Source organism: Streptomyces sp. SirexAA-E (genome assembly GCF_000177195.2).
Taxonomy (GTDB): domain Bacteria; phylum Actinomycetota; class Actinomycetes; order Streptomycetales; family Streptomycetaceae; genus Streptomyces; species Streptomyces flavovirens.
On the sequence record NC_015953.1, the window covers coordinates 7,258,120 to 7,281,309 of the forward strand.

At 71.5% G+C, this 23,190-nt stretch carries 30 protein-coding genes and 1 pseudogene; 20 read left to right on the forward strand and 11 right to left on the reverse strand.

Features of this window, described 5'->3' with window-relative positions; genetic code table 11:
* The first annotated feature begins 150 nt into the window (after positions 1-150).
* From SACTE_RS31725 to SACTE_RS31760, 7 genes are all read left to right on the forward strand, one after another.
* Entirely contained in the window at positions 151-1,146 is a 996-nt protein-coding gene (locus SACTE_RS31725) for a helix-turn-helix domain-containing protein (protein ID WP_014050116.1), read from the forward strand.
* Positions 1,143-1,742, forward strand: coding sequence for an XRE family transcriptional regulator (locus tag SACTE_RS31730; protein ID WP_014050117.1), 600 nt, complete (start codon positions 1,143-1,145; stop codon positions 1,740-1,742). The genes SACTE_RS31725 and SACTE_RS31730 overlap by 4 nt, the downstream gene beginning before the upstream one ends.
* Positions 1,743-1,843: 101 nt before the next feature.
* Positions 1,844-2,812, forward strand: a complete 969-nt coding sequence (locus SACTE_RS31735) for an NADPH:quinone oxidoreductase family protein (RefSeq protein WP_014050118.1) — start codon at positions 1,844-1,846, stop codon at positions 2,810-2,812.
* A complete protein-coding gene (locus tag SACTE_RS31740) occupies positions 2,809-3,999 on the forward strand; it encodes an acyl-CoA dehydrogenase family protein (RefSeq protein ID WP_014050119.1) in 1,191 nt (396 codons plus the stop codon). The genes SACTE_RS31735 and SACTE_RS31740 overlap by 4 nt, the downstream gene beginning before the upstream one ends.
* A complete protein-coding gene (locus SACTE_RS31745) occupies positions 3,996-5,129 on the forward strand; it encodes an acyl-CoA dehydrogenase family protein (protein WP_014050120.1) in 1,134 nt (377 codons plus the stop codon). Before SACTE_RS31740 ends, SACTE_RS31745 begins: the two co-directional genes overlap by 4 nt.
* A gap of 390 nt (positions 5,130-5,519) precedes the next feature.
* Complete coding sequence (locus tag SACTE_RS31755) at positions 5,520-5,714, forward strand: hypothetical protein (protein WP_014050122.1); 195 nt, start codon at positions 5,520-5,522, stop codon at positions 5,712-5,714.
* 156 nt (positions 5,715-5,870) lie between these two features.
* Positions 5,871-6,620 (forward strand): hypothetical protein, encoded by a 750-nt coding sequence (locus SACTE_RS31760; protein WP_014050123.1) that lies wholly within the window; start codon positions 5,871-5,873, stop codon positions 6,618-6,620.
* 9 nt (positions 6,621-6,629) lie between these two features.
* Here SACTE_RS31760 and SACTE_RS31765 read toward each other — a convergent pair whose 3' ends face one another.
* The gene (locus SACTE_RS31765; RefSeq protein WP_014050124.1) at positions 6,630-7,271 is read right to left on the reverse strand and encodes an endonuclease; all 642 of its coding nucleotides are present in this window, start codon (positions 7,269-7,271) and stop codon (positions 6,630-6,632) included.
* Positions 7,268-7,486, reverse strand: coding sequence for a DUF6480 family protein (locus SACTE_RS31770; protein ID WP_014050125.1), 219 nt, complete (start codon positions 7,484-7,486; stop codon positions 7,268-7,270). Before SACTE_RS31770 ends, SACTE_RS31765 begins: the two co-directional genes overlap by 4 nt.
* 127 nt (positions 7,487-7,613) lie before the next feature.
* On the opposite strand from SACTE_RS31770, the gene SACTE_RS31775 reads away from it, so the two are divergent.
* Positions 7,614-8,846 (forward strand): aromatic acid exporter family protein, encoded by a 1,233-nt coding sequence (locus tag SACTE_RS31775; protein ID WP_014050126.1) that lies wholly within the window; start codon positions 7,614-7,616, stop codon positions 8,844-8,846.
* A gap of 43 nt (positions 8,847-8,889) precedes the next feature.
* Here the strand turns inward: SACTE_RS31775 and SACTE_RS31780 are convergent, their stop codons facing one another.
* The 9 genes and pseudogenes from SACTE_RS31780 to SACTE_RS31815 form a co-directional block, all read right to left on the reverse strand.
* Positions 8,890-10,506: an NAD(P)/FAD-dependent oxidoreductase gene (locus SACTE_RS31780; protein ID WP_026359225.1), complete on the reverse strand. Its 1,617-nt coding sequence runs from the start codon at positions 10,504-10,506 to the stop codon at positions 8,890-8,892.
* A 3-nt stretch (positions 10,507-10,509) separates the two neighbouring features.
* The gene (locus SACTE_RS31785; protein WP_014050128.1) at positions 10,510-10,947 is read right to left on the reverse strand and encodes an SRPBCC family protein; all 438 of its coding nucleotides are present in this window, start codon (positions 10,945-10,947) and stop codon (positions 10,510-10,512) included.
* Positions 10,948-11,047: 100 nt separating this feature from the next.
* Positions 11,048-11,713: an HAD family hydrolase gene (locus tag SACTE_RS31790; RefSeq protein WP_014050129.1), complete on the reverse strand. Its 666-nt coding sequence runs from the start codon at positions 11,711-11,713 to the stop codon at positions 11,048-11,050.
* Between the two features lie 35 nt (positions 11,714-11,748).
* Positions 11,749-12,639 (reverse strand): SDR family oxidoreductase, encoded by an 891-nt coding sequence (locus SACTE_RS31795; protein ID WP_014050130.1) that lies wholly within the window; start codon positions 12,637-12,639, stop codon positions 11,749-11,751.
* Positions 12,640-12,661: 22 nt separating this feature from the next.
* Positions 12,662-12,850 (reverse strand): annotated as a pseudogene (locus tag SACTE_RS33585) (CDGSH iron-sulfur domain-containing protein); the annotation flags it as partial.
* Positions 12,834-13,520 carry a HemK2/MTQ2 family protein methyltransferase gene (locus SACTE_RS31800; RefSeq protein WP_014050131.1) on the reverse strand — a complete coding sequence of 229 codons (687 nt, stop codon included), beginning with the start codon at positions 13,518-13,520 and terminating at the stop codon, positions 12,834-12,836. The pseudogene SACTE_RS33585 and the gene SACTE_RS31800, both read right to left, overlap by 17 nt.
* Positions 13,521-13,611: 91 nt before the next feature.
* On the reverse strand, positions 13,612-14,574 hold the full coding sequence (locus SACTE_RS31805) for an iron-containing redox enzyme family protein (protein ID WP_014050132.1): 963 nt from the start codon (positions 14,572-14,574) through the stop codon (positions 13,612-13,614).
* A gap of 93 nt (positions 14,575-14,667) precedes the next feature.
* A complete protein-coding gene (locus SACTE_RS31810) occupies positions 14,668-15,687 on the reverse strand; it encodes a PHP domain-containing protein (RefSeq protein ID WP_014050133.1) in 1,020 nt (339 codons plus the stop codon).
* A gap of 2 nt (positions 15,688-15,689) precedes the next feature.
* Complete coding sequence (locus tag SACTE_RS31815; protein WP_014050134.1) at positions 15,690-16,133, reverse strand: hypothetical protein; 444 nt, start codon at positions 16,131-16,133, stop codon at positions 15,690-15,692.
* 130 nt (positions 16,134-16,263) lie between these two features.
* Here SACTE_RS31815 and SACTE_RS31820 point away from each other — a divergent pair, with 130 nt between their 5' ends.
* The 12 genes from SACTE_RS31820 to SACTE_RS31870 all read left to right on the forward strand — a co-directional run bounded on the left by SACTE_RS31820 (position 16,264) and on the right by SACTE_RS31870 (position 23,122).
* On the forward strand, positions 16,264-16,584 hold the full coding sequence (locus SACTE_RS31820) for a gas vesicle protein (RefSeq protein ID WP_014050135.1): 321 nt from the start codon (positions 16,264-16,266) through the stop codon (positions 16,582-16,584).
* 36 nt (positions 16,585-16,620) lie between these two features.
* Positions 16,621-17,079: a gas vesicle protein GvpJ gene (gvpJ, locus tag SACTE_RS31825; RefSeq protein ID WP_014050136.1), complete on the forward strand. Its 459-nt coding sequence runs from the start codon at positions 16,621-16,623 to the stop codon at positions 17,077-17,079.
* A 3-nt stretch (positions 17,080-17,082) separates the two neighbouring features.
* The gene (locus SACTE_RS31830; RefSeq protein WP_014050137.1) at positions 17,083-17,832 is read left to right on the forward strand and encodes a GvpL/GvpF family gas vesicle protein; all 750 of its coding nucleotides are present in this window, start codon (positions 17,083-17,085) and stop codon (positions 17,830-17,832) included.
* 1 nt (position 17,833) lies between these two features.
* Positions 17,834-18,106, forward strand: coding sequence for a gas vesicle protein GvpG (locus tag SACTE_RS31835; protein WP_014050138.1), 273 nt, complete (start codon positions 17,834-17,836; stop codon positions 18,104-18,106).
* Between the two features lie 8 nt (positions 18,107-18,114).
* Positions 18,115-19,095: a histone H1-like repetitive region-containing protein gene (locus SACTE_RS31840; RefSeq protein WP_014050139.1), complete on the forward strand. Its 981-nt coding sequence runs from the start codon at positions 18,115-18,117 to the stop codon at positions 19,093-19,095.
* A 6-nt stretch (positions 19,096-19,101) separates the two neighbouring features.
* Positions 19,102-20,274, forward strand: coding sequence for an SRPBCC family protein (locus SACTE_RS31845; protein WP_014050140.1), 1,173 nt, complete (start codon positions 19,102-19,104; stop codon positions 20,272-20,274).
* Entirely contained in the window at positions 20,267-20,629 is a 363-nt protein-coding gene (locus tag SACTE_RS31850; protein ID WP_014050141.1) for a gas vesicle protein, read from the forward strand. The genes SACTE_RS31845 and SACTE_RS31850 overlap by 8 nt, the downstream gene beginning before the upstream one ends.
* Positions 20,626-21,462 (forward strand): GvpL/GvpF family gas vesicle protein, encoded by an 837-nt coding sequence (locus SACTE_RS31855; RefSeq protein WP_014050142.1) that lies wholly within the window; start codon positions 20,626-20,628, stop codon positions 21,460-21,462. The genes SACTE_RS31850 and SACTE_RS31855 overlap by 4 nt, the downstream gene beginning before the upstream one ends.
* A gap of 3 nt (positions 21,463-21,465) precedes the next feature.
* Complete coding sequence (locus SACTE_RS31860; RefSeq protein ID WP_014050143.1) at positions 21,466-21,693, forward strand: gas vesicle protein; 228 nt, start codon at positions 21,466-21,468, stop codon at positions 21,691-21,693.
* Positions 21,690-21,971, forward strand: a complete 282-nt coding sequence (locus tag SACTE_RS31865) for a gas vesicle protein K (RefSeq protein ID WP_014050144.1) — start codon at positions 21,690-21,692, stop codon at positions 21,969-21,971. The genes SACTE_RS31860 and SACTE_RS31865 overlap by 4 nt, the downstream gene beginning before the upstream one ends.
* Before the next feature lie 208 nt (positions 21,972-22,179).
* Positions 22,180-22,335, forward strand: coding sequence for a DUF6131 family protein (locus SACTE_RS34715; protein WP_014050145.1), 156 nt, complete (start codon positions 22,180-22,182; stop codon positions 22,333-22,335).
* A gap of 118 nt (positions 22,336-22,453) precedes the next feature.
* A complete protein-coding gene (locus tag SACTE_RS31870) occupies positions 22,454-23,122 on the forward strand; it encodes a lytic polysaccharide monooxygenase (protein WP_014050146.1) in 669 nt (222 codons plus the stop codon).
* Positions 23,123-23,190 lie beyond the last annotated feature (68 nt).

A 23,190-nucleotide genomic window follows, 5' to 3' on the forward strand; every position in this document is an offset into this window, starting at 1 on the left:
AGCCCCCGGGGAGTGGCGAAAGTGACAGCTTCCAACGGATTCCCGCCAGGGCCGTCATGGCCCGTCCGACCTGCGCATAGCCTTGTCCCGCGGCGCCGGGTGCCAGGTCGGGGCCGACGGCCGGATCCGGGCATCTGAGGGGATGACGTCATGCACACCGTGGCCGTACTCGCTCTCGACGGCGTCATCGCCTTCGACCTGTCGACGCCGGTCGAGGTCTTCGGGCGGGCCCGGCTGCCGGACGGCCGCCCCGCCTACCGGGTGCGGGTCTGCGCCGCCGCGGCCGAGGTGGACGCGGGCGCGTTCGCCCTGCGCGCTCCGTACGGGCTCGACGCGCTCGCCGACGCCGACACCGTGATCGTCCCCGGCGTCGCCGACCCCACCCGACCGGTCCCGCCCGAAATCCTCGAAGGGCTGCGCCGGGCCGCCGCCGCCGGGACCCGCATCGCCTCCGTCTGCGCCGGGGCACTCGTGCTGGCCGCCACCGGACTGCTCGACGGTCTGCGCGCCACCACCCACTGGGCCGCCGCCGGACTGCTGGCGGCCCGCCACCCGCACGTCGACGTCGACCCCGACGTGCTGTACGTCGACAACGGCCAGTTCCTCACCTCCGCCGGAGCCGCCGCCGGGCTCGACCTCTGCCTGTACATGATCCGCCGCGACCACGGCTCCGCGGTGGCCGCCGACGCCGCCCGGCTCTCCGTCATGCCGCTGGAACGCGAGGGCGGCCAGGCCCAGTTCATCGTGCACACCCAGCCACCCGCGCCGGGCGGCGCCGGCCTCGAACCGCTCCTGCGGTGGCTGGAGGAGAACGCCGGCCGGGAGCTCTGCCTGGACGACATCGCGGACCGGGCCGGCATGAGCACCCGGACCCTGAACCGCCGATTCCGGGACCAGCTCGGGACCACCCCGCTCCAGTGGCTCCACCGGGCGCGGATCCGCCGGGCCCAGCACCTTCTGGAGACGACGCCGCACTCCGTGGACCGTATCGCCGGGCAGGTCGGCTTCGGCTCGCCGACCGCCTTCCGGGACCGCTTCAAGCGGGTGGTGGGCACCAGCCCGCACGCGTACCGCCGGGCCTTCCGGGGCACGGCCGAACGCCCGGAATTGACAAAGCCCTTTGCCGATTCTGCAATGGGCGGATGAAGGAAAAGAGTCAGGAAGACCCCGAGCTCGACGCCGTACTCACCGGGGTCGGCCCCCGGCTGCGCCGACTGCGCAAGGACCGGGGTGTGACGCTCGCCGCGCTCGCCGAGGCCACCGGCATCTCCGTGTCCACGCTCTCCCGGCTGGAGTCCGGCGGCCGGCGCCCCAGTCTCGAACTGCTGCTCCCCATCGCCCGCGCCCATGAGGTGCCGCTCGACGACCTGGTGGGGGCGCCGCCCCCCGGCGACCCGCGGGTCAGGGCCAAGCCCATCGTGCACGGCGGGAAGACGTCGCTCCCGCTGACCGGCAGGCCCGGCGGGCTCCAGGCGTACAAGGTCGTCCACGAGAAGAAGGACGAGGCGCCCTGTGAACAGCGCACCCATGAGGGATACGAATGGCTCTACGTGCTCTCGGGACGGCTGCGGCTGCGCCTCGCCGACCACGACCTGGTGCTGGGGCCGGGAGAGGCCGCCGAGTTCGACACCAGGCTGCCGCACTGGTTCGGACCCGCGGGTGACGAGCCGGCGGAATACCTGAGTCTCTTCGGGCCCCAGGGGGAGCGCATGCACGTGCGGGCCAGGCCGAAGCGGTCCTGAACGCACACCGGCCGACCGCGCCGAAAGTGTTCCCACAGGAGCAAGCGACCGCTTAGTATGCGCCGGAGCAGTGGTAATGCCGACGGTCTTGGAGGCCCCTCATGCAGGCATGGCGAGTGCACCGGAACGGCGAGCCGGGCGAGGTGATGGTGCTCGAGGAGACGGACCGGCCCACCCCGGGCGCGGGGCAGGTGCTGCTCAAGGTGCGCGCGGCGAACATCAACTTCCCCGACGCGCTGCTCTGCCGGGGCCAGTACCAGGTCAGGCCCCCGCTCCCGTTCACCCCCGGCGTGGAGATCTGCGGCGAGAGCGAGGACGGCCGCCGGGTGCTCGCCACGCCGGCCCTGCCCGCGGGCGGACTCGCCCAGTACGTCGTGGCCGACGAGGCGGCACTGCTGCCCGCGCCCGACGCCCTGGACGACGCCGAGGCCGCCGCCCTGCACATCGGCTACCAGACCGGCTGGTTCGGACTGCACCGCCGGGCCCGCCTCCAGCCGGGGGAGACGCTCCTCGTCCACGCGGCGGCGGGCGGTGTGGGCAGCGCGGCCGTCCAGCTCGGCAAGGCCGCCGGCGCCACGGTGATCGGAGTCGTCGGCGGACCGGAGAAGGCCGCCATCGCCGGCAGGCTGGGCTGCGACCTGGTCATCGACCGCCGCAGCGAGGACATCGTCGCGACGGTGAAGGAGGCCACCGGCGGACGCGGCGCGGACGTCGTCTACGACCCCGTCGGCGGGGACGCCTACGCCAAGTCCGTGAAGTGCATCGCGTTCGAGGGACGGGTGGTGGTCGTCGGCTTCGCGAGCGGGGACATCCCCGCCCCGGGCCTCAACCACGCCCTGGTGAAGAACTACTCGATCGTCGGCCTCCACTGGGGCCTGTACAACACGAAGGACCCGGCCGCGGTCCGCGCCTGTCACGACGAGCTCACCCGGCTCGCCGCCCAAGGCGTCGTCAAGCCCCTGGTCAGCGAGCGCGTCCCGATGGCCGAAGCCGCGAACGCCGTCCAGCGGGTCGCCGACGGCACCAGCACCGGACGGATCGTCGTCCTGCCGGAAGGAGGTGACCGGTGAGCGCGACGACCGACGCGGCCGACGTCCGCCGGCGCACCCGGGAACTGCTGGCCGCCCATCCGCCGGCCACCACCGGGCGCACCGCCTTCCTCCGGGCACGCTTCGACGCAGGACTGGCCTGGGTGCACTACCCCGTCGGTCTCGGCGGTCTCGACGCACCCCGCTCCCTGCAAGTGGTCGTGGACACCGAACTGGCCGCCGCCCAGGCGCCGGACAACGACCCCCGCCGCATCGGCATCGGTCTCGGCATGGCCGCGCCGACCGTCCTCGGCTACGGAACCGACGAGCAGAAGCAGCGCTTCCTGCGCCCCCTGTGGGTGGGGGAGGAGGTCTGGTGCCAGCTGTTCAGTGAGCCCGGCGCCGGGTCCGACCTCGCGGCGCTCGGCACCCGTGCCGTGCGCGACGGCGACGACTGGGTGGTGGACGGACAGAAGGTGTGGACCTCCAGCGCCCACCTGGCCCGTTGGGCGATCCTCATCGCCCGTACCGACCCGGACGTCCCCAAGCACCGCGGCATCAGTTACTTCATCTGCGACATGACCGACCCGGGCGTCGAGGTGCGGCCGTTGCGCCAGATCACCGGCGAGGCCGAGTTCAACGAGGTCTTCCTCACCGGCGTGCGCATCCCCGACAGCAGGCGACTCGGTCCGGTCGGCGAGGGCTGGAAGGTCGCCCGGACGACCCTGATGAACGAGCGCGTCTCGATCGGCGGTGCCCGCATCCCGCGTGAGGGCGGCATGATCGGCACCGTCGCCAGGACCTGGCGCGAGCGGCCCGCCCTGCGCACCCACGACCTCCACCAGCGGCTGCTCACCCTCTGGGTGGAGGCCGAGGTCGCCCGCCTCACCGGCGAACGGCTGCGCCAGCAGCTCGTCGCCGGGCAGCCCGGCCCCGAAGGCTCGGGCATGAAGCTGGCGTTCGCCCGCCTCAACCAGGAGATCAGCGGTCTGGAGGTCGAACTCCTGGGTGACGAAGGTCTGTTGTACAGCGACTGGACCATGCGCCGTCCGGAGACCGTTGACTTCACCGGACGCGACGCCGGGTACCGCTATCTGCGCTCCAAGGGCAATTCCATCGAGGGCGGCACGAGCGAGATCCTGCTGAACATCGTCGCCGAGCGCGTCCTCGGACTGCCCGCCGAACCGCGCAACGACAAGGACGTCGCCTGGAAGGACCTCGCCCGATGAGCACACAGACCGGACCCGCGGCACCGCAGGCCCAGGCCCCCGACCTGCTCTACTCCGAGGCTGAGGAGGACCTCCGCTCGGCGGTCCGGGCGCTGCTCGCCGCCCGGGCCGACGCGCCCACCGTGATCGCCGCCACCGAGTCCGACACGCCGTACGACCAGCAGCTCTGGGAGTCCCTCGCCGGTGGCATCGGGGCGGCGGGGCTGCTGGTCCCGGAGGAGTTCGGGGGGCAGGGCGCGAGCCACCGTGAGGCCGCCGTGGTGCTGGAGGAGCTGGGCCGCAGCGTCGCGCCGGCCCCCTATCTGACCAGTGCGGTGGTCGCCACCGAGGTCCTGCTCGCCCTCGACGTGCGGGAGGGCCCGGCGGCCGGGCTCCTCGCGGATCTGGCGGCCGGACGCAGGACCGCCGTTCTCGCCCTGCCGTTCGCCACACCCGCCGCCGACGCCACGGCCGCCCTGACCGGAACCCTCGAACGGACGGTGACCGGGGTCGCCGACGCGGCGGCGGCCGATGTGCTGCTGGTCCCCACGGCCGAGGGTCTGTACGCGGTGGAGAGCGCCGGTCCGGGCGTCACCGTCGAACCGCTCGTCCCGCTCGACCTGACCCGTCCGCTCGCCACGGTCACTCTCGGCGGCGCCTCCGGCGCCCTCCTCGCGGAGTCCGGGCCCGCGGCGACCGCTGTCGCCCGCGGACTGCTGACCGGCGCCGGACTGCTCGCCTCCGAGCAGCTCGGTCTCGCCGAATGGTGCCTGACCGAGACCGTCCGCCACACCCGCGAACGCCACCAGTTCAACCGGCCGGTGGGCTCCTTCCAGTCGCTCAAGCACCGGATGGCCCAGCTCTGGCTCGAGGTCGTCTCCGCCCGGGCCGCCGCCCGCAACGCGGCCGACGCGCTGGCGACCGGCAGCCCCGACGCACCGCTCGCGGTGGCGGTGGCCCAGGCCTACTGCTCGAAGGTCGCGGTCCACGCGGCAGAGGAGTGCGTCCAGCTGCACGGCGGCATCGGCATGACCTGGGAGCACCCGGCCCACCTCTACCTGAAGCGGGCCAAGGCGGACTCGCTCGCGTACGGGAGCGCGGGGCGCCACCGGGAGGCCGTCGCCGCGCTGGTGGAGCTGCCCGCCCCGTAGCGGCCGTCCGTCACCGCGACGGGAGCCGGGGGTACGCCGCCACGAGGCGCGCCCCCGGCTCCGGCGTGTCCAGGGGTACCTCGACCCGCCGGCCGCCAGGGTCCAGGGCATTCCCGACACACCGGGGCCGGAGCGGGACGCCGTACGGACCGAACTGCTCGTGGCGGGCGATGACCGTCTCGACACCGACGACCCGACGGCCCCCGAAACGTTCCTGCGCCGCCGGGAACGGCACGGCCGCGATCTCCACCGACCCGCGCGGGAGACGCGTGGCCCGTCACCGTGCGTCAACACCCGTTCGGCGCACGCGCCAGTGCGCCGGACGGCCTCCCCGCTACGCCACACTGGCGGCCAAATGCCGCAAATTCGGCGCGGCAGAGGAGGCTGGCCATGGTTGTCTCGATCTCGCTCGTGCTGCTTCTGCTGTTCCTCGCAGCGGTTTTCCTGCGGAACGGAGGCCTCAAGCTCTCGCACGCGATCGTCTGCGCCATGCTGGGTTTCCTCCTCGCGAGCACGAGCATGGCGCCTACCATCCACGAGGGGATCGCCGCCACCGCGGACGTGGTCAGCGGCCTCCACCCCTGACCCCGCGCACCCAGGAGTGCGCGAAAATGACGGGTGTGCACGGGGCGCACCGCGCCCGGCCGCGCGGAGCGGTAACGTCGAGCGCGGGGCCCGAGCGGCCCACGTCGACCGGGCGGGGAGCCGAACGTCCCCGCCACGCACCTGGAGAACGCAGCGATGTCATTCCCGCCCCCCGGACGGCATTCGGGCGCCGCCCACCACGAGTACTGCAACAGCGCCCTGTGCTGCCGCTGCCAGCAGCGCCAGTGGTCGACGAGGCAGGGCGACGAGCGTCTCTGCGGGTACTGCGCCTCCTGCTGCCGTGAGTGCGGCCGGGCCCCCGCGCCCCACCTGGACGGCCTCGACGAAGGGCTCTGCGGCGAGTGCCGCGGCCGTTGCGGCCGTTGCGGGAAGCTCTCCCCCGCGGAAGGTCCCTGTTCGTGCCGCAGGTGGAAGGAGCGCGCCGGCCGCGATCCGGTCGGCTATGTGCTCCAGGCCCTTCCGCAACCTCTGCTCCAGGCGCTCGGGCACCGCACCCCGCGGTCCGTGCCCGACCTGGTCCACCAGGAGCTCGGCCGCCGCACCGCCGACCAGCTCCTGGAGCGGGTGGAGCGCCGATGGAACGTCCGCTGGTCCCACGCCCTCCACGAGAAGGACGAGGACGGCCGCCGCCGCTGGGCGCCGGAGGAGATCGCCGAGGCCCTCGTGGGTCCCGGGCGCTGCACCGAGCCGCAGTGCGAGGACGGATACCTGATCTCCACCGACACCCCGTGCCGGCACTGCATGCACCCCACCCACCGCTTCGTCCCGGCGACGGCCGACCGCACCGCCGCCTCCGACCACGCACGGGCAAGTGCCGCCCAGATCAGGCGTGCCCTGGTGGAGGGACGCTCGACGAAGCCCGGCAGGCCGAGGCCTCCGCGCTGACCGACCCGCTCAGCCGGTTGGACGGACGGAGTCCACGACGTCCTTGTCCAACGCCGCCCGCACGAGCGCGGCGGCGAGCACCGCCGGCTCCCGGCCGTCGGCCAGCCGACGCAACCCGGTCGGCGAGGTGGGAAGCCCCAGCCGTTCCGCGCCCTGGAGAGCCTTCGAGTCGAGATACGGGGCGGCCTCCGGCCACACGGCCTGCACCTCACGCAGGAAGATGTCCGCGCCCGCCGGACCCATCCCCGGGAAGCGCCGGAGGCCCGAGCGCAGCGCGTCCGTGTCCCCGTCGGCGTCCCCGCGCAGCCGCCGCAGGTCGCCGCCGTACGCGTCGAGCAGCAGCTCGGCGCCGTCGCCCAGCTGGGTCGCGGTCCGTTCGTCGTACCTGCGGTACCCGCCCTCGCCGAGCGCGTCGACCCGTTGCTGCCAGGTGGCGTCGGCCATCCGGCGCGGCGAGCGCATCCCGTGGGAGAAGAGCGCCCGCGCCGACGCCACGGCCACCGAGGCACGGATCCGCGCACTCAACAGGTGGCTGAGCACCAAGAGCTGGTACAGGGGCTGCGGGGTGTCCCGCAACCGGATTCCCGCCTCCTCGGCGTACGTGGTGCCGTGTTCCTCCAGCAGCGCGTCCAGCGTCTCGCGGCTGCTCACGTGAACCCGAAGACGCGGGCCACGAAGTAGCCGGCGACGATCAGCGAGCCGAACAGCACCAAGGCCGCCCAGAAGACGGGATGCTCCCAGATGCCGCCGTCCGCGCGTTCGACGTGCGCCTCGCTGATGGAGCCCTCGGCCGGAGGTGTCTCGCCCGGGGGAGTGAGTCCGCGCCTGAGGGGCGGTGTGATCGGGGTGGTGGGTGAGATAGCCATACCTCCACCATCCTCCTGAACCGCCTCGTCCGCATCGCAGGTGCGCGAGGCGCGTGCGCGTACGTCCGTACGGAGTTTGACCGGCCGAGATGCGGTGGGGTCGCGCGGATCGGGGCACGGTCAAGGAATGCCTGGAGTATCCGCCCCCGTCGTCAAACTCGTACAACGCACCACCGAGCCGGCCGCGGCGCAGGTGCTGAGATCCACCACCGCGGCCGTCATCTCGTTCGTGGTGGCCGAGTGGGCCCTGCCCGATCCGCACCCGGCGCCACTGACCGCGCCCCTCACCGCCCTGCTCGTCGTGCAGGTGACCCTCTACGCGACCCTCACCACGGGGATCCGACGAGTCAACGCGGTCGTCGTCGGCGTACTGATCGCCAGTGGGTTCAGCTCCCTGGTAGGGCTGAGCTGGTGGAGCCTGGGCCTGACGATCTTCACCTCGCTGCTCATCGGGCGCCTCGTCAGGGTCAACGAGTTCGTGCCGGAGGTGGCCATCAGCGCGATGCTCGTCCTCGGCGTCTCCCAGGTCGCCGACACCGCCTTGGAGCGGGTGTACGAAACGCTCATCGGTGCGGGGGTCGGACTGCTGTTCAATCTCCTGTTCGCGCCGCCGGTCTGGGTCCAGACGGCCGGTGCCTCCATCGGCGGTCTCGGGAAGCGGATGGGGAGGATGTTCCAGGCGCTGGGTGAGGAGATCGAGGGCAACCAGCCGGTCGGGGAGGCCGCCGCACGTCTGCACGAGGCCCGGCGGCTGGACCACGACATCGTGGAGGTCGACGCCTCGCTGCGGCAGGCCGAGGAGAGCCTGACGCTCAATCCCCGTGTCCGCCAGCGGGTACTGCACCGGGTGGTCCTGCGGACCGGACTCGACACGCTGGAGATCTGCGCCGTGGTGCTGCGGGTGCTGACCCGCACCCTGACCGACCTGGCCAAGGCGCGTACCGAGGAGGAGCTCTTCCCGCAGGACGTGGCCGTGTCCTTGCGGGAACTGTTCGGCCACATGTCCGACGCCGTCGAGGGCTTCGCGGTGATGATCACGACCCCGATCGCCGCGAGCGGCGAGGAGGCCGAGGAACGGCTCGCCGAAGCTCTCGTCCGCAGCCGCGAGACACGCGACCGGGTGGCCGACCTGCTGCTGGAGGACGTGCAGGAACACCCCAGGCAGTGGCAGCTCCACGGGGCCCTGCTCGCCGAGGTGGACCGCATCCTGGACGAACTCGACATCGACAAGCGAACCGAACGCATCTTCGAGGAGCTCGACCGCCGTTCGGCGCAGTTGCACGAGCGCCACCCGCGCCTGCAGGCCGCGCTGCGCCGGCTGCGCGGGGCGACGCGGAGCCGGCCGCGGACCGAGGGCTGAGGGAACCGGACGCGGCCGCGACGACGCGGCCGCGTCCGGACGGTCAGGGGGAGGAGTGCTCGGGGGGCCGGGCGAGGGCGCGCTGCACCCGCGGCACGAGCCCCCGCCGATGACCTCGCAGCGCCGCCCGCGCCGCGTTGGCGCCGGGAGCACCGTGCACGCCCCCGCCGGGATGCGCTGCGGCCGAAGCGAGGAACAGCCCCTTCAGCGGAGTCTCCGGTCGCCCCGCGCCCGGTGTCGGCCGGAACACCAGCTGCTGGTGGAGTGCGGTCGTCCCGCCGTTGATCGCCCCGGCCCGGAGATTGGCGTCCATGTTCTCCATCGTCGTGGGGGACAGGACACGGCGGGCCTTGACACGGGCCCGGAAGCCGGGGGCGATCCGTTCGACCTGGGCCTCCACCCGGTCGGCCATCGCTTCCTCCTCCCGCCGGTCCCAGGACCCGGTCAGGCCGTCGTCCCCCGCGTCACCCCGGACCCGGCCGGGCACATGGGTGTACGCCCACGCCGACTCGGTACCCGCCGGGGAGCGGGTGCGGTCGGCGGTGGTCATCTGCCCGAACAGCGCGAACGGGCGGTCGGGCACCTGTCCCATGGAGAGCTGCGAGGCGAACCGGGTGAGCGCGTCGACCCCGTCCGCGACGTGCACGGTTCCGGCGGAGGCCGCCCCCTCGGCGGACCAGGGCACCGGCCCGTCCAGCGCCCAGTCGACCTTGAAGGTGGCGAAGTCCCACTGGAACCTGCGCAGGTCCGCCAGGAGCTGGCCGGGCAGGTGCCGCTGATCGACCAGCTCGCCGTACAAGGCGGGAGCGGACACGTCGGCCAGCACGGCCCGGTGTGCGGGCACGGTCTCCCCGCCGGCGGTGCGTACGGCCACGGCCCGGTCGCCGCGTACGACGACTCCGGTCACCCGCTCACCGCACCGCAGCGTCCCGCCGCGGCTCTCCAGCCTCCGCACCAGCGCGGACGAGAGCTCCCCGGAACCGCCGAGCGGGACCGGGAAGCCGTACGTCTGGCCGAGCATCGTCATCAGCCAGCCGAACCCCCCGCTGCCCGCGGCCTCCGGCGCCAGGTCCGCGTGCAGGGCGTTGCCGGCGAGCAGCAGCCGCCCGCCCTCCCCGGCGAACTCCTCCTCGCCCAGCCGCCGCACCGGCAGCAGCATGGTCCGGGCCAGACGCAGACCGCCCGCTCCTCGCACGGCGGCGGCGAGCCGCGCTCCGGCGCGCACCGGCGGGAACGGAGTGAACAGCGCGTCAAGCAGCGGGGCCCGCACCTTCTCCCAGACGTCGACCTGGGCCCGCCACGCATCGCCGTCCCCTGGGGCGAACGCCTCCAGGGACCGCGCGGTCTCCTCGACGTTCCGGCTCAGCACGGCGCACCGGCCGTCGAGCAGCGGATGGGCCAGCACCTGGGGCGCGTGGCTCCACCGCAGCCCGTGCTCGTGCAGGCGCAGCCCGGCGAGTACGGGCGAGGCGGCGGCCAGCGGATAGAACGCACTGAACACGTCGCTGACGTACGCCGGATCGACCCCCCGGTCATGGCGTACGGCGCCACCGGGGACGTCCTGTGCCTCCAGGACCTCCACGCTCCAGCCCGCGTCGGCCAGGAGGTTGGCCGCGACCAGCCCGTTGGGCCCCGCTCCGATCACCACGGCATCCGGCACGGCTCAACACCCCCCGGTTTCGCAATACTTGGCCAGCCGGTTCAGCATGGCCCGGTGACGCAGCTGGATGACCGCGTCCACGGCGACGTTGTGCAGCGCCGCCCCCGCGCCCCGCAGGGGGTGTTCGTCGACGAGGAGCAGGGTGTTCTCGCCCCAGGGGCGGACCTCGAAGGCGACCCTCGCGGTGCCCAGGTGCCCGCTGTCCACCTCGAGTTCCAGGATCCGGGGTGGTTCGCAGCGGCGGACGACCGTCTTGTTGTGGAGCTCGTAGGGTCCGATCCGCACCGTGTAGACGAGGGTCGAACCGACCTCGGGCCACCGGCCGTCCGCGGGCTCGGACTCCGAGGGACCGACGACCCAGTGCTCGTAACTGTCACCGTCGGAAAGGACCGCCCAGACGGCCTCCGGGCTCTTCCTGATCAGCTTCTGCCGTACAGCCATGGGCTCCTCCGGCTTCGGGCGGCGGGGCGGATGCCTCCCGCGCCTGCCAGCGTAGGACGGCCCGCCGGGACCGGCGCGCCGTGGTGGGAGAGGGGGTGCGCTACTCCGTCCGGGCGAACGGACTGCTGTCGAGGCGGGCCAGCAGATCGGCCACGTCCTGGTAGACCGCCACCGCTCCGGCCTCCTCCAGGTCGCTGCGGCAGATACCGCCCGAGAGCACGGCGACGGCCGGTACCCCGGCCCGTGTCGCCGCCCGCATGTCCCACACGGAGTCGCCCACGAACACGGCCTCGGCGGCGGAACAGCCCGCGATGTCCAACGCGTTCTCCACGGGTTCCGGCGCGGGTTTGCCTTCGGAGACGTCGTCCGAACTCGCCGTGCCCGCGATGACGTCGTCCGCGTCGACGGCGGCCCGCAGCGCGTCCAGCTCGCCCCCGCTCGCGGATGTCGCCAGCACGATGCGCCGACCGCGTCCCGCCAGGGCGCGCAACAGGTCCCCGGCGCCCTCGAAGGCGGCCAGCCGGTCGAAGTAGGTGGCGTACAGGGTCTTGTGCGCGGCGCCGATCCGCTCGACCTCCTCCTCGTCCACGTCCGCACCGAGGAGATGGGTGATGAGGTCGCCGGAACCCAGCCCGATGGCCTGGTGGATGTCACGCATCGCCACCCGGTGCCCCGCCTGGCGGAAGGCTTCCCACCAGCAGGTGACATGGAGGTGATTCGTGTCGGCGAGGGTGCCGTCGACGTCGAACAGGGCCGCGTGCGGCATGTGGTTCCGCCTTCCGTCTCTCTGCTGGTGCCGGCTCAGGGAAGCGGCGTGCCGCCGGTGGCGTTCATGATCTCGCCGGTGATGTAACTCGCCCGGGAGGAGGCGAGGAACACGTACGCGGGAGCCAGCTCGGCCGGCTGGGCCGGACGTCCGAGGGGGCTCTGCTTCCCGAACTCCGTGGTGTCGGGCATGGTCGCCGGGATGAGGGGGGTCCACACCGGGCCCGGGGCGACGGCGTTCACCCGGATGCCGTCCGAGGCGAGCGTCTGCGCGAGCCCCTGCGTGAACGTGACGATGGCGCCCTTCGTCATCGCGTAGTCCAGCAGGTGCGGACTCGGCTTGTAGGCCTGCACCGAGGTGGTGTTGATGATGGAGCCACCGGACGGGATGTGCGGCAGCCCCATCTTGCACAGCCAGAACATCCCGTACAGGTTCGTGTGGACGACCCGGTCGAACTGTTCGGTGGAGATGGCCGCGATGCCCTCCGGCCGGGACATCTGGTACGCGGCGTTGTTGACCAGGACATCGATCCGCCCGAACTCCGACACGGCCCTCTCCACCAGGGCACGGCACTCCCGCTCGTCCCGGATGTCACACGTCACGGGCACCGCGCGCCTGCCCGCCGACTCGATCAGCCGCGTCGTCTCCTGCGCGTCCTCCTCCTCGTCGGGCAGGTGGCTGAACAGGACGTCCGCGCCCTCGCGGGCGTAGGCCAGCGCCACGGCCCGGCCGATGCCGGAGTCGCCACCGGTGATCACGGCCCGGCGGCCGTCGAGCAGCCCGCTGCCCCGGTAGCTGTCCTCACCGTGATCGGGTCGCGGGTCCATCGCTTCCGTCCGGCCCGGCGGATCCTGTTCCTGACCGGGGAAGTCGGGCCGGGGGTGTGCGGTCGTCGGATCGTTCGGCCGTCCGGCTTCGTTCGGCATCGCTGTTCTCCTCACGCTGGGTACGTCGTCGGTGGCTGGTGTCGCACCACGGGTACATCCGGCTCCGCCGGCAGGTGCACAGGGCCACGACGAACCGGTCCGAGACGGCCACCCGACCGTCGGCACACACGACCTCCACCGGTCCTTCGACCAGTAGCGGCCCTTCGTCGGCCAGTTGGATCCGACGAGGCCGTTCAGGGCTGTTCGGCACGGATGACCACCAGCTCCTCGGTCGTGTCGGCCTCGTCCATCAGCCCCGTCTCCCTCAGCCACCGCAGCCGGGACCGCAGGACGGGGCCCAGCGGCACACGGGCGCGTTCGGTGACTTCGGCGAGCAGCCCGGCCTCCGACAGCCGGCGCACCGTCGTGCCGCTGTCGCACAGGCCGGAGTGGACCATCAGCAGACGGCCGCCCGGGCGCAGGGCCGCCGGAGCCGCCTCGCAGACACGGTCCAGGACCGCCCGTCCGTCGCAGCCCGCGTCCCAGGCCCGTGCGGCGCCGTGTGCGGGGAGCCTGCCGAGCGGGGAGGGGACGTAGGGCGGGTTGCAGATGACCAGGTCGTAGGACCTGCCGGGCAGGGCCGAGAGCAGATCACTGCGGTGCACGCTGATCCGCCGCCTGCGGATCAGCGCGTTCAGCCGCGCGGTCATCACCGCCCGCCGGGCGACGTCCACGGCCGTGACGCGCGCGCCGCGTTGCGCGGCGTGCAGGGCGAGCGCCCCGCTGCCGGTCCCGAGGTCCAGGACGTCGGTGCCCGGCCCGATCTCCTCGCGGTTCACGGCCGCCATCAGCAGGTGTGTGTCGTGCTGGGGTGCGTAGACGCCGGGCAGGGTCACCAGCCGGGCCGGACGGGTTGATTCCTCGATCACTTCTGCGGACATCCGCTACTCCTCGCGACGGGTGGGTGCACACGTCTGGTTCAAGACTCCGCCGGACCGGGTCCGGCCACCACTTCCGGGGTGCCCTCGGCGGTCAGGCCCGCCAGTCGGCCAGCAGGCGGTCGCCCAACCGGTCCTCCACGAAGGCGGTCGCCGTCACGCCGAACGCGATGTCGGGCGCCAGTTCGGGTTCCTGTTCGAGCAGCCCGCCGACGACCTCACGGCGCACCACCTGCTCGTGCACGGCGTCCGCCTCGACGTGTTCGGTGTAGAAGAACTCCGCCGCGGGCCCCGCCCCCGTCCGCTTCATGGCCCGGGCCAGGCGCCGGGAAGCGGGCGAGGAGGTGATCTCGACGGCGGCGAAGTGGCCCACGAGCGCACCGCGCAGCCGCCGGTGCAGACCGAACAGCGACATCAGATTGACCAGCGCCAGCATCGGGGCGCAGCCCTCGTCGAGATACCGGCCGTAGGTGGCGTCCAGGCCCAGATCGGACATCAGGTCCGCGAACAGCTGCGCGTGGACGCGGTCGGCCCGTCCAGCCCCGAACTCGTCGTACTCGATCGCCGCCATCCCCGCCTTGGCCCGCCCGCTCAGCCTCGGCAGCACCCAGGCATGCGGATCGGCCTCCTTGAGGTGGTACAGGGAACGCTGGACGGCGTACGCGCGCAGGTGCCGCAGCTCGCCCCGCTCCTGAAGGAACCACGACACCCCGGTCCCGTGCACCGGCTCCACCTGCAGATCCGCCAGTACGTCGTCCAGCGGCTCCGTCGTCGTGGCGTCACGCCGCAGGGCATCGAGGAAGCGCTGCTCCAGCGCCGCGCGTACGGCGAGCAGCGGCGGGTCCCATTCCAGCTCCGGCCGCACACCGGCGAAACCCCGGTAGTGCAGCTCGTAACACACATAGAGCGCGAGCTGGAGGTCGTCGCCGTAGGGATCGGCGTCCCGGGCCTCGGCGGGATCGGGCAGAGCTCCGTCACCCCGCAGGTAGGCGATCACACCTGCGGAGAGTGCTCCGCGCTCCTTCGGAAGGGAAGGGCCGTTGGGTTCATCGGACATGGGCCACTCCTGCCCCGTGAACTGCGGAAACCACACAGGCATCGGGACCGACTCTACGCCGGTGGCCGGGAGCGGGCCCTTCGGAGCGAATCTCTACGACACCGCCTTGTCCCGGGTCCAGGCCAGCAGCCGGTCCGCGGTCCATGTGGTGATGACCCGTTCCGCCGGGACGTCGCATTCCTCGGCCCGCGCACAGCCGTAGACCTGCCAGTCCAGCTGCCCCGGGGCGTGCGCGTCGGTGTCGATCGAGAAGAGAGCCCCGGCGGAGAGCGCCTGTCGGATGAGCGTGCGCGGCGGGTCGAGCCGCTCGGGCCGGCAGTTGATCTCCACCGCGGTCCCCGACCGGGCGCACGCGGCGAACACCTCGTCCGCGTCGAACTGCGATTCCGGACGCCCCCGCCCGCTCACCAGCCGCCCGGTGCAGTGGCCGAGGATGTCCGCGTGCGGATCGCGCACGGCGGCGAGCAGTCGTTTCGTCATCTGCGCCCGGTCCATGCGCAGCTTCGAGTGGACGGAGACGACGACCACGTCAAGGCGTTCCAGGAGTTCGGGTTCCTGGTCCAGCGACCCGTCCAGGTTGATGTCGCACTCGATCCCCGTGAGCAGACGGAACGGTGCCCACCGCTCGTTCAGCTCCGCCACGACGTCCAGCTGACGGCGCAGCCTCTCGGGCGACAGCCCGTTCGCGACCGTCAGCCGGGGGGAGTGGTCGGTGAGAACCGTCCACGCGTGACCGAGCTCCGCCGCCGCCCTGCCCATCTCCTCGATCGGGCTCCCCCCGTCCGACCAGTCGGAGTGTGTGTGGCAGTCACCGCGCAGCGCGGCCAGCAACGACTCACCCCCCTGGGCGAGCGGCGTAGACGCTTCCCGCTCCAGCCGCTCCAGGTACCGCGGTGTCGCCCCGGACGCCGCTTCCCGGATCACCTCCGCGGTGCGCGGACCGATCCCCCGTACCGCCTCCAGCGAACCGTGCGCCACCCGGTCCGCGAGCTCGCCGTCGCCCATCTCCTCGACGGCGGCCGCGGCCGTGCGGAACGCCTTCACCCGGTACGTGGCCGCCTGTGCCCGCTCCAGCAGGAAAGCGATACGCCGCAGCGCCGTGACGGAGTCCACCGTCAGGGCCGGGAGGTGTGGTCGGGGTGCCCGTGGGTCCGCCGGGCCTCCTTCATCTCGGCCTCGTACAGATGCCGCCGCCCTGCCACGAGATCCCGCCGCACCCCGGCCTCCACATCCACGAACGGTTGGTAGTAGGTCGAGTTGTACGCCTCCACGACCTGATAGGTCCAGCAGCCCGGAATGACGTTGCGGCCCAGGATCTCGTGCTGCACCAGGTCCGCCTGGCCCGCGTGCCCGGCCATGCGGAGGAGCTCCACGGCCCGGTCCAGCGCCAGGTCGGCGTGGCCCGTCAGTTGATGGAACGCGTACAGGTGGCCCCTGGCCCGCTCCACCGTCTCCAGCGCCTCCGTCAACGCGCCGACGGCCTCCACGGTGGTGTCGCCGACCCCCGGCGGGCGCTCGTGTCCGGCCCCGGCCCCGCTCTCGTCACGTGTCTCAGCCATGCCTACGACTGTGCACCCGGCGAAGGGCGATCGCGTCCCGCCGACGGGCCGAAGGGGTGAGCGGCGCCCACCGCGGTCGGTCGGGTCCGCTCGAGATGCGCGGAACCCAGCCGTCACCAGACTGGATCCCATGGCAGAGAAAACACGCGCCCGCACCGGGCACGCGAAGAAGGTGGCCCCCTCCCGCCGCCCGTCCCGGCAAGGCCCCGAACACGCCGCCCGTGCGGCCTGCCAGAGCCTGGAAAAGCTCATCGGCCACCACACGGAGGGCGTCTCCTCGGTGCGGCGCGGCGAGGACGGCTGGCATGTCGTGGTGGACGTGCTCGAAGTCCCGCGTATCCCGGACACCACCAGCCTCCTCGCGTCCTACGAGGTGCAGCTGGACGGGGACGGTGAGCTCCTGGAGTACAGCAGGGTCCGCCGGTACCGGCGCGGCGCCGCCGACGAGTGATCCCTGCCGTCGCCCCATCTTCCGGAAGGACGCTCCATGACCCCGACCATGTATGCCGACGAAGTCGTCCCGTGCGCTCCGAGGGCCGGCACCCTCTACGACGTTCTCGAACTCATCCTCGACCGGGGCATGGTCATCGATGTGTTCATCCGGGTTTCGTTGGTAGGCATCGAGATCCTCAAGATAGACGCCCGCATCGTGGTGGCGAGTGTCGACACCTATCTGCGTTTCGCCGAGGCGTGCAACCGCCTCGACCTGGAGCAGGACTCGCGCAGCACGACCGTCCCCGAGCTGTTCGGCGGGGGCGCCGCCAGGGCCGTCGGCAAGCGGAAGGTGCGCAAGGCCGCCGAGTCCGTCGGTGACACCGTCCGCAGCGTCGTCGGCGCCGGTGACGAGGCCGACGAAGACGCCGACGAGCAGGAGGAACGGCCCAGGAAGCGCCGGGCACCGGCCCGCCAAGGCACGGCTGCCAAGCGCCGCCGCGTGGAGGCGTGAGGCGTGGCCGCCGGCGGAGTCTACGTCTACGCGATCATCCCCTCGGGCCGGCCGCTCCCGTCCGAGGCCGTAGGGGTGGGCGCCCCGCCCGCTCCGCTGCGGCTGCTCAGCGAAGGCCCGGTCGCCGCTGTGGTGAGTGAAGCACCGCCACAACTACGGGCCAAACGCCGGGACCTGATGGCACATCAGGAATTGCTCGTACGCCTCACGGACACCCGTCCGGTGCTGCCCATGCGATTCGGGGTGGTGGCGCCGGACGAGGAGACGGTGCGCGGTGAGCTGACTGGAGCGAGGAAGAGCCACCTCGCCGCTCTACGGCACCTCTCCGACGGTGTCGAGATCAACCTCAAGGCCCTCCCGTCGCAGGACGCGCTCGCCGCCGTCGTCGCCGAGGAGAAGCAGGTGCGGAGGCTGCGGGACGAGGTACGCCGCCGCCCCGGTTACGAGGCGAACGTCCGGCTGGGCGAGGCCGTCGCCGCCGCGCTCGCACGCAGAGCGGCGGAGGCCGGACAGAAGATCCTGCACGCGCTCACACCGCTGGCCCGCGAGGTCGTGCCTGGGCCCGAGGTCCAGGGGTGCGCGCTGAACGTGTCCTTCCTCGTCGACCGGCACGCCGGCGACCACTTCAGGACAGAGGCACAGAAGCTCGCGGATTCGCATCGCGGGCACGTCGAGCTGCGTATCGCCGGGCCGCTGCCCTGCTACAGCTTCGTCACCCCGAAGCGCGTACGGACACCAGCGGCGGGTGCCTGACATGGGACTGATCAGCGGCATCCTCCTGCTTCCCCTCGCGCCCGTCAGAGGCGTGGCGTGGGTGGCCGAGAAGGTGAACGACTGCGCAGACCGGGAGCTGTACGACCCGGGCGCACTCAGGGCGCAACTCGTCGCCCTCAACCAGGAGTTCGAGAGTGGAAACGTCAGCGCGGAGGAGTTCGAGCGGGAAGAGGAGGAGCTGCTCGAAAGGCTGCACGTCGCCCAGCTCCGCTCCGCTGCCCGCGGGCGCTCCGCACCGAACGAACGAAGGTGACTGGACTCATGGAAGATCAGACCAAGGTGACGCTGGCGGCCGCGGTGGTCGGCGGATACGTGCTGGGCCGCACCAAGAAAGGTCGGATGGCCCTCACCCTCGCGACCTATCTGGCGGGCAGGCGGTTCGGCCTGGAGCCGCGTCAGCTCGCCGCCGAGGGAATGCGCAGGCTCGGGGAGATGCCGCAGTTCGCCGCCTTGCAGGAGCAGCTGAAGGGCGAGGTGCTCGACACCGGCCGCAAGGCGCTGACCGCGGCGGCCGATCGTGGCATGAACTCACTGGCCGAGGCCCTCAGTGACCGTACGGCCCGGCTCTCCGGCGGGGGCGAGGAGGACGAAGAGGAGCCGGAGGAGGGCGAGGACGAGGAGTCGGAGGACGAGGACGAGGAGTACGAGGAGGAAGACGAGCCTGAGGGGGAGGAAGAGCCGGAAGAGGAGGGGGAGGGAGAGGGCGAGGAGGAAGAGGGGCCCGAGGAAGAGCCCGAGGAAGAGGACGAGGACGAGGAGGAGCCGGACGAGGACGAGGAAGAGGAGCCGAAGAAGCCGGAGTCACGCCGGCGCTCGGGCTCGGAGCCCTCCGGCGAATCCGAAGACCGTGGTGCGCGAGGACGGAAGTCACCCGCGAAGAAGGCGCCCTCGGCCGAGAAGGGCGCGGCTGAGAAGGCCGCGGCCAAGAAACCGCCCGCGAAGAAGGCCCCCGCCAAGAAGACGGCGCAGAAGGCACCTGCGGAGAAGAGGACTGCGGCCCGGAAGCAGGCGGCCAAGAAGGCTCCCGCCAAGAAGGCTCCCGCCAAGAAGGCTCCCGCCAAGAAGGCCCCTGCGAAGAAGGCCCCCGCGAAGAAGGCCCCCGCGAAGAAAACCCCTGCCAAGAAGGCCCCTGCGAAGAAGGCGGCCCCCACAAAGAAGTCCGCGGCCAAGAAGACCTCTTCGGCCAAGAAGTCGACGTCATCCAAGCGAGCAGCGTCCAAGCGCTCCGAACGCCGGAGGTAGTCAGTCATGGCCAAGACAGAGAAGGACGAGCCGGAAGCGGCGGAGTCGGGCATGGACCGGCTGCGCGAGGAAGCGTCCAATTTCCTCAGCGCGCAGGTGGAGAAGCTGACGGAGAAAGCTGGTAGCAAACTCACCGACTTGACGGGCCAGTTGACGGACGTCGCGGAGAACGGCGGCCAGCTGCCTGCGATCGCTTCCCGTCTCCTCAAAGGGGAATCGCCGGCGAAAGCCTTCATCTCGGAGAAGACGAAAGGGCTGAAGGACAGCGTCATGGGCAAAGCCAAGGATGCGGTCGGCGGGGGGCAAGAAGGCGGTGGCGGGGGAGGCGGCGGAGGCGGCGGTGGCGGAGGAAGCCGCAAGCCCGGCGGCCCCAAGGTCACGAGCATCATCGAGGTGCTCGACGTAGGCGTGCCCTTGCGGGTGGCCTACGACTACTGGACGCAGTACGACCAGTTCAGCGGGTTCGCCAAGGGCGTCAACAATGTCTCGAAGAGCGACGACATGGAGAGCGACTGGAAGGTCAAGATCGCTTTCTCCTCTCGCAGCTTCAAGGCCACCGTGCAGGAGCAGGTCCCGGACGACCGGATCATCTGGACGTCCGAAGGCGCCAAAGGTAGTACCAAGGGCGTCGTCAGCTTCCACGAACTGGCGCCGAGCCTGACGCGGATCGTGCTCGTCGTCGAGTACTACCCGTCGGGGTTCTTCGAGAAGACCGGCAATCTGTGGCGAGCCCAGGGCCGGCGCATGCGACTGGACTTCAAGCACTTCCAGCGCTACGTCACCCTCACCGAGGACGAGCCCGAAGGCTGGCGTGGCGAGATCCGCGACGGAGAAGTCGTGGTGACGCACGAAGAGGCGATGGAGAGGGAGGAGGCCGAGGACTCGGAAGGCTCAGACGAAGAAGAGCAGCCGGAGGAGGGCGAGGAGGAATACGAGGAGGGCGAGGAGGAGCCTGAGGGCGACGAAGAGGAGGAGGACGAAGAGGGCGAGGAGGACGAGGAGGAGCCGGACGAAGAAGAGGAGGAGGACGAGGAAGAGCCTGAGGAGGAGGACGAGGACGAGGACGAGGACGAGGACGAAGAGCCGGAGGAGGAAGAGGAGGAGCCGGAGGAAGAGGAAGAGGAAGAAGAGCCCGAACCTCGTTCTCGCCGCAGCAGCAGGAGGCGTGGCCGTGGCTGACTCGGCCTACCTCACGGAGCCCGCCCACGCGGTCCCCGGACCGCCGGCCTCCAATCTCGCCGACATCCTCGAACGTGTCCTGGACAAGGGCATCGTCATCGCCGGTGACATCAAGATCGACCTGCTCGACATCGAGCTGCTCACCATTCGGCTACGCCTGTTCGTGGCGTCCGTCGACACGGCGAAGAAGGCCGGCATCGACTGGTGGGAGACCGACCCGGCGCTGAGTTCCCACGCCGCCCGCAATGCCCTCCAGGACGAGAACCGTGAACTGCGCGAGCGCCTGGCGGTGTTCGAGGAGAGGCACACGGACGCCGTACCGGACCTGATGGAGAAGGGGAGACGAACCACATGACGCAGCGGGGCGCCGAACCTTCATCGTCCGACGTCGACGCCGTCTACGTCTTCGCCGTCTGCGGCACACGCACCCCGGTGGGTGTCGAGGGCCTGCCGGGGGTCCCCGGCGGTGACGCCGTAGGAACTCTGCCGTTCGGCGAGCTGACCGCCGTCGTCCAGACCGTCCGGGCCGCGGATTTCACCGAGGAAGCCTGGCAGGCCCGGCTGTCAGACCGACAGCAACTCGAGCGGTACGCGCGCGCGCACCACCACGTCGTCTCGGCAGCCGCAGTGGCCGGACCCGTGGTGCCCTTGCCGCTGGCCACCCTTTACCACGACGAGCAGCGGGCCCGTTCGGCGCTTGCCGCCGAGACGGCGCGCTTTCGCGCAGCCCTGGAGCGGACCGCGGACCACGCCGAGTGGGGCGTCAAGGTCTATTCGACCGGTTCCGGAGGCGCGGACAGACCGGATCCTCCCTCCGGCCCGGCCGTGATCACCGGTCGTCCCGCCGAGCGGACCAGCCGTCCCGCTCCGGGAGCGGGTCTCGCCTACCTGGAACGCAAGCGGGGGCTGCGGGCGGAACGGGAGCAGCGGCAGGACGCCGCGATCCGTGCCGCCGAGACGGTGGACGCGGAGTTCCAGAAGGTCGCCGCCGCGGCTCGCAGACTGCGGTCACACGCCCCCGAGCTCGCCGGGGACCGCCGGGTGCAGGTCCTCAACGCGACCTATCTGGTGGCGAAGGACAGAACGGACGAACTCGGCAGGCTGGCCCGCACGCTCGAGGAGAGCACCGGGGCGCAGGTCGAACTGTCCGGCCCCTGGGTGCCGTACTCCTTCGTGGGCGAGGGGTAGACGATGGACCGCGACATCGTCCCCTGGGACAACCCGGAGCCCCTCACCGGCCCCATCGGGGTGCCGCTGGTCGATCTGCTCGACCGGGTCCTGGCGACCGGTGTGGTGGTCAGCGGCGATCTGGTGATCGCCATCGCGGACGTACCGCTCGTACGGCTCTCGCTCCACGCACTGCTGTCGTCGGTCAGCGAGCGCATCCCCGCACCGTGGGCGGACGGAGGCCCCTTGTGACAACGCCCTCCCGACTCGACGTGGACCGGGAAGAGCTCGGACGGGATCTGGTCGCCCTGGTCCTGACCGTGGTGGAGCTCCTGCGTCAGCTGATGGAGCGTCAGGCCATCCGCCGTATCGACCAAGGCGATCTCACCGACCAGCAGGTCGACGAGATCGGGACCACGCTCATGCTGCTCGACCAGCGGATGGCCGAACTGTGTGAGCAGCACGGAGTGCGTCCGGAAGACCTCAACCTCGACCTCGGCCCCCTGGGGACCCTGTTGCCGCGAGACTGACGGCCGACAGCGGCATGTCCGTCCCGTCGTGGCGGCGCTTCCGCCACACCGCACGGCGACGACGGCCGTGCCGTGTGGCGGGCGCTCGCCCCGAAACCGGCGCGCGGGCACCGGCGCAGGGGGAACAGTATCCCGGGCCGCGTGGGCACAACGGGACTATCCTCGTAAATACCCTTGGATTGCTGAGGGTGTACAGGTGGAGGAAGTCATGATCATTGTTGGAGCGATCCTCCTCGTCATCGGCCTGGTGGCCGGTATCGGCTTTCTGTGGACGATCGGCATCATTCTGTTGGTCATCGGGGCCGCCTTGTGGCTCCTGGGCACCCTGGGGCACGCGATCGGAGGCCGTCGGCACTACTGGTGACCGTCGGGCCGCGCGGCGCCGGGAAGTTTGACACGCGCGTGAGGGGGGCAAAGCCCAGATGGCGCGGGAGCGCTCCCACGCCGGTGATTCCCCCCACTCCGAGAGTTGGAGATCGCGCATGAATTGTCATGATCGCATCAACTTACGCGGCTGGACGACACGGCTGAGCGGTCTGTTCGTCGCCGCCGTGCTCTGTCTGCTCCCGTGGACGGGCACGGCCGAGGCCCACGGCTCGGTCGTCGACCCCGCGTCCCGCAACTACGGCTGCTGGCTCCGCTGGGGCAGCGACTTCCAGAACCCCGCCATGGCGCAGGAAGACCCCATGTGCTGGCAGGCATGGCAGGCCGACCCGAACGCCATGTGGAACTGGAACGGCCTGTACCGCAACGAGTCCGCCGGCAACTTCCCGGCAGTGATCCCCGACGGGCAGCTGTGCAGCGGCGGCCGGACCGAGGGCGGCCGGTACAACGCGCTGGACACCGTGGGCGCCTGGCAGGCCACGGACATCACGGACGACTTCACCGTGAGGCTGGAGGACCAGGCCAGCCACGGCGCCGACTACTTCCGGGTGTACGTCACCGAGCAGGGCTTCGACCCCACTGCTCAGCCCCTGACCTGGGGCGCACTCGACCTGGTGGCGGAGACCGGACGTTACGGTCCCAGTACGAGCTACGAGATCCCCGTGAGTACGTCGGGGTACACCGGCCGCCATGTCGTCTACACGATCTGGCAGGCCTCGCACATGGACCAGACGTACTTCCTGTGCAGTGACGTGAACTTCGGCTGAACCGCGCGGTCCCGTCCTTCCGCCGGCCCACGTTGATCGATTGGCGGGGTGGTCGGGCGGGACCTACC

What these genes read in the sequence shown, in the direction of transcription:
- SACTE_RS31800 (WP_014050131.1), bottom strand. Translation starts at nt 13,520, where the DNA reads ATGTCCGCAGAAGTGATCGAGGAATCAACCCGTCCGGCCCGGCTGGTG.
- SACTE_RS31745 (WP_014050120.1), top strand. Translation starts at nt 3,996, where the DNA reads ATGAGCACACAGACCGGACCCGCGGCACCGCAGGCCCAGGCCCCCGAC.
- SACTE_RS31790 (WP_014050129.1), bottom strand. Translation starts at nt 11,713, where the DNA reads ATGCCGCACGCGGCCCTGTTCGACGTCGACGGCACCCTCGCCGACACG.
- SACTE_RS31855 (WP_014050142.1), top strand. Translation starts at nt 20,626, where the DNA reads ATGACGCAGCGGGGCGCCGAACCTTCATCGTCCGACGTCGACGCCGTC.
- SACTE_RS31820 (WP_014050135.1), top strand. Translation starts at nt 16,264, where the DNA reads ATGGCAGAGAAAACACGCGCCCGCACCGGGCACGCGAAGAAGGTGGCC.
- gvpJ (WP_014050136.1), top strand. Translation starts at nt 16,621, where the DNA reads ATGACCCCGACCATGTATGCCGACGAAGTCGTCCCGTGCGCTCCGAGG.
- SACTE_RS31815 (WP_014050134.1), bottom strand. Translation starts at nt 16,133, where the DNA reads ATGGCTGAGACACGTGACGAGAGCGGGGCCGGGGCCGGACACGAGCGC.
- SACTE_RS31755 (WP_014050122.1), top strand. Translation starts at nt 5,520, where the DNA reads ATGGTTGTCTCGATCTCGCTCGTGCTGCTTCTGCTGTTCCTCGCAGCG.
- SACTE_RS31785 (WP_014050128.1), bottom strand. Translation starts at nt 10,947, where the DNA reads ATGGCTGTACGGCAGAAGCTGATCAGGAAGAGCCCGGAGGCCGTCTGG.
- SACTE_RS31795 (WP_014050130.1), bottom strand. Translation starts at nt 12,639, where the DNA reads ATGCCGAACGAAGCCGGACGGCCGAACGATCCGACGACCGCACACCCC.
- SACTE_RS31860 (WP_014050143.1), top strand. Translation starts at nt 21,466, where the DNA reads ATGGACCGCGACATCGTCCCCTGGGACAACCCGGAGCCCCTCACCGGC.
- SACTE_RS31835 (WP_014050138.1), top strand. Translation starts at nt 17,834, where the DNA reads ATGGGACTGATCAGCGGCATCCTCCTGCTTCCCCTCGCGCCCGTCAGA.
- SACTE_RS31760 (WP_014050123.1), top strand. Translation starts at nt 5,871, where the DNA reads ATGTCATTCCCGCCCCCCGGACGGCATTCGGGCGCCGCCCACCACGAG.
- SACTE_RS34715 (WP_014050145.1), top strand. Translation starts at nt 22,180, where the DNA reads ATGATCATTGTTGGAGCGATCCTCCTCGTCATCGGCCTGGTGGCCGGT.
- SACTE_RS31805 (WP_014050132.1), bottom strand. Translation starts at nt 14,574, where the DNA reads ATGTCCGATGAACCCAACGGCCCTTCCCTTCCGAAGGAGCGCGGAGCA.
- SACTE_RS31775 (WP_014050126.1), top strand. Translation starts at nt 7,614, where the DNA reads ATGCCTGGAGTATCCGCCCCCGTCGTCAAACTCGTACAACGCACCACC.
- SACTE_RS31845 (WP_014050140.1), top strand. Translation starts at nt 19,102, where the DNA reads ATGGCCAAGACAGAGAAGGACGAGCCGGAAGCGGCGGAGTCGGGCATG.
- SACTE_RS31725 (WP_014050116.1), top strand. Translation starts at nt 151, where the DNA reads ATGCACACCGTGGCCGTACTCGCTCTCGACGGCGTCATCGCCTTCGAC.
- SACTE_RS31770 (WP_014050125.1), bottom strand. Translation starts at nt 7,486, where the DNA reads ATGGCTATCTCACCCACCACCCCGATCACACCGCCCCTCAGGCGCGGA.
- SACTE_RS31840 (WP_014050139.1), top strand. Translation starts at nt 18,115, where the DNA reads ATGGAAGATCAGACCAAGGTGACGCTGGCGGCCGCGGTGGTCGGCGGA.
- SACTE_RS31730 (WP_014050117.1), top strand. Translation starts at nt 1,143, where the DNA reads ATGAAGGAAAAGAGTCAGGAAGACCCCGAGCTCGACGCCGTACTCACC.
- SACTE_RS31870 (WP_014050146.1), top strand. Translation starts at nt 22,454, where the DNA reads ATGAATTGTCATGATCGCATCAACTTACGCGGCTGGACGACACGGCTG.
- SACTE_RS31735 (WP_014050118.1), top strand. Translation starts at nt 1,844, where the DNA reads ATGCAGGCATGGCGAGTGCACCGGAACGGCGAGCCGGGCGAGGTGATG.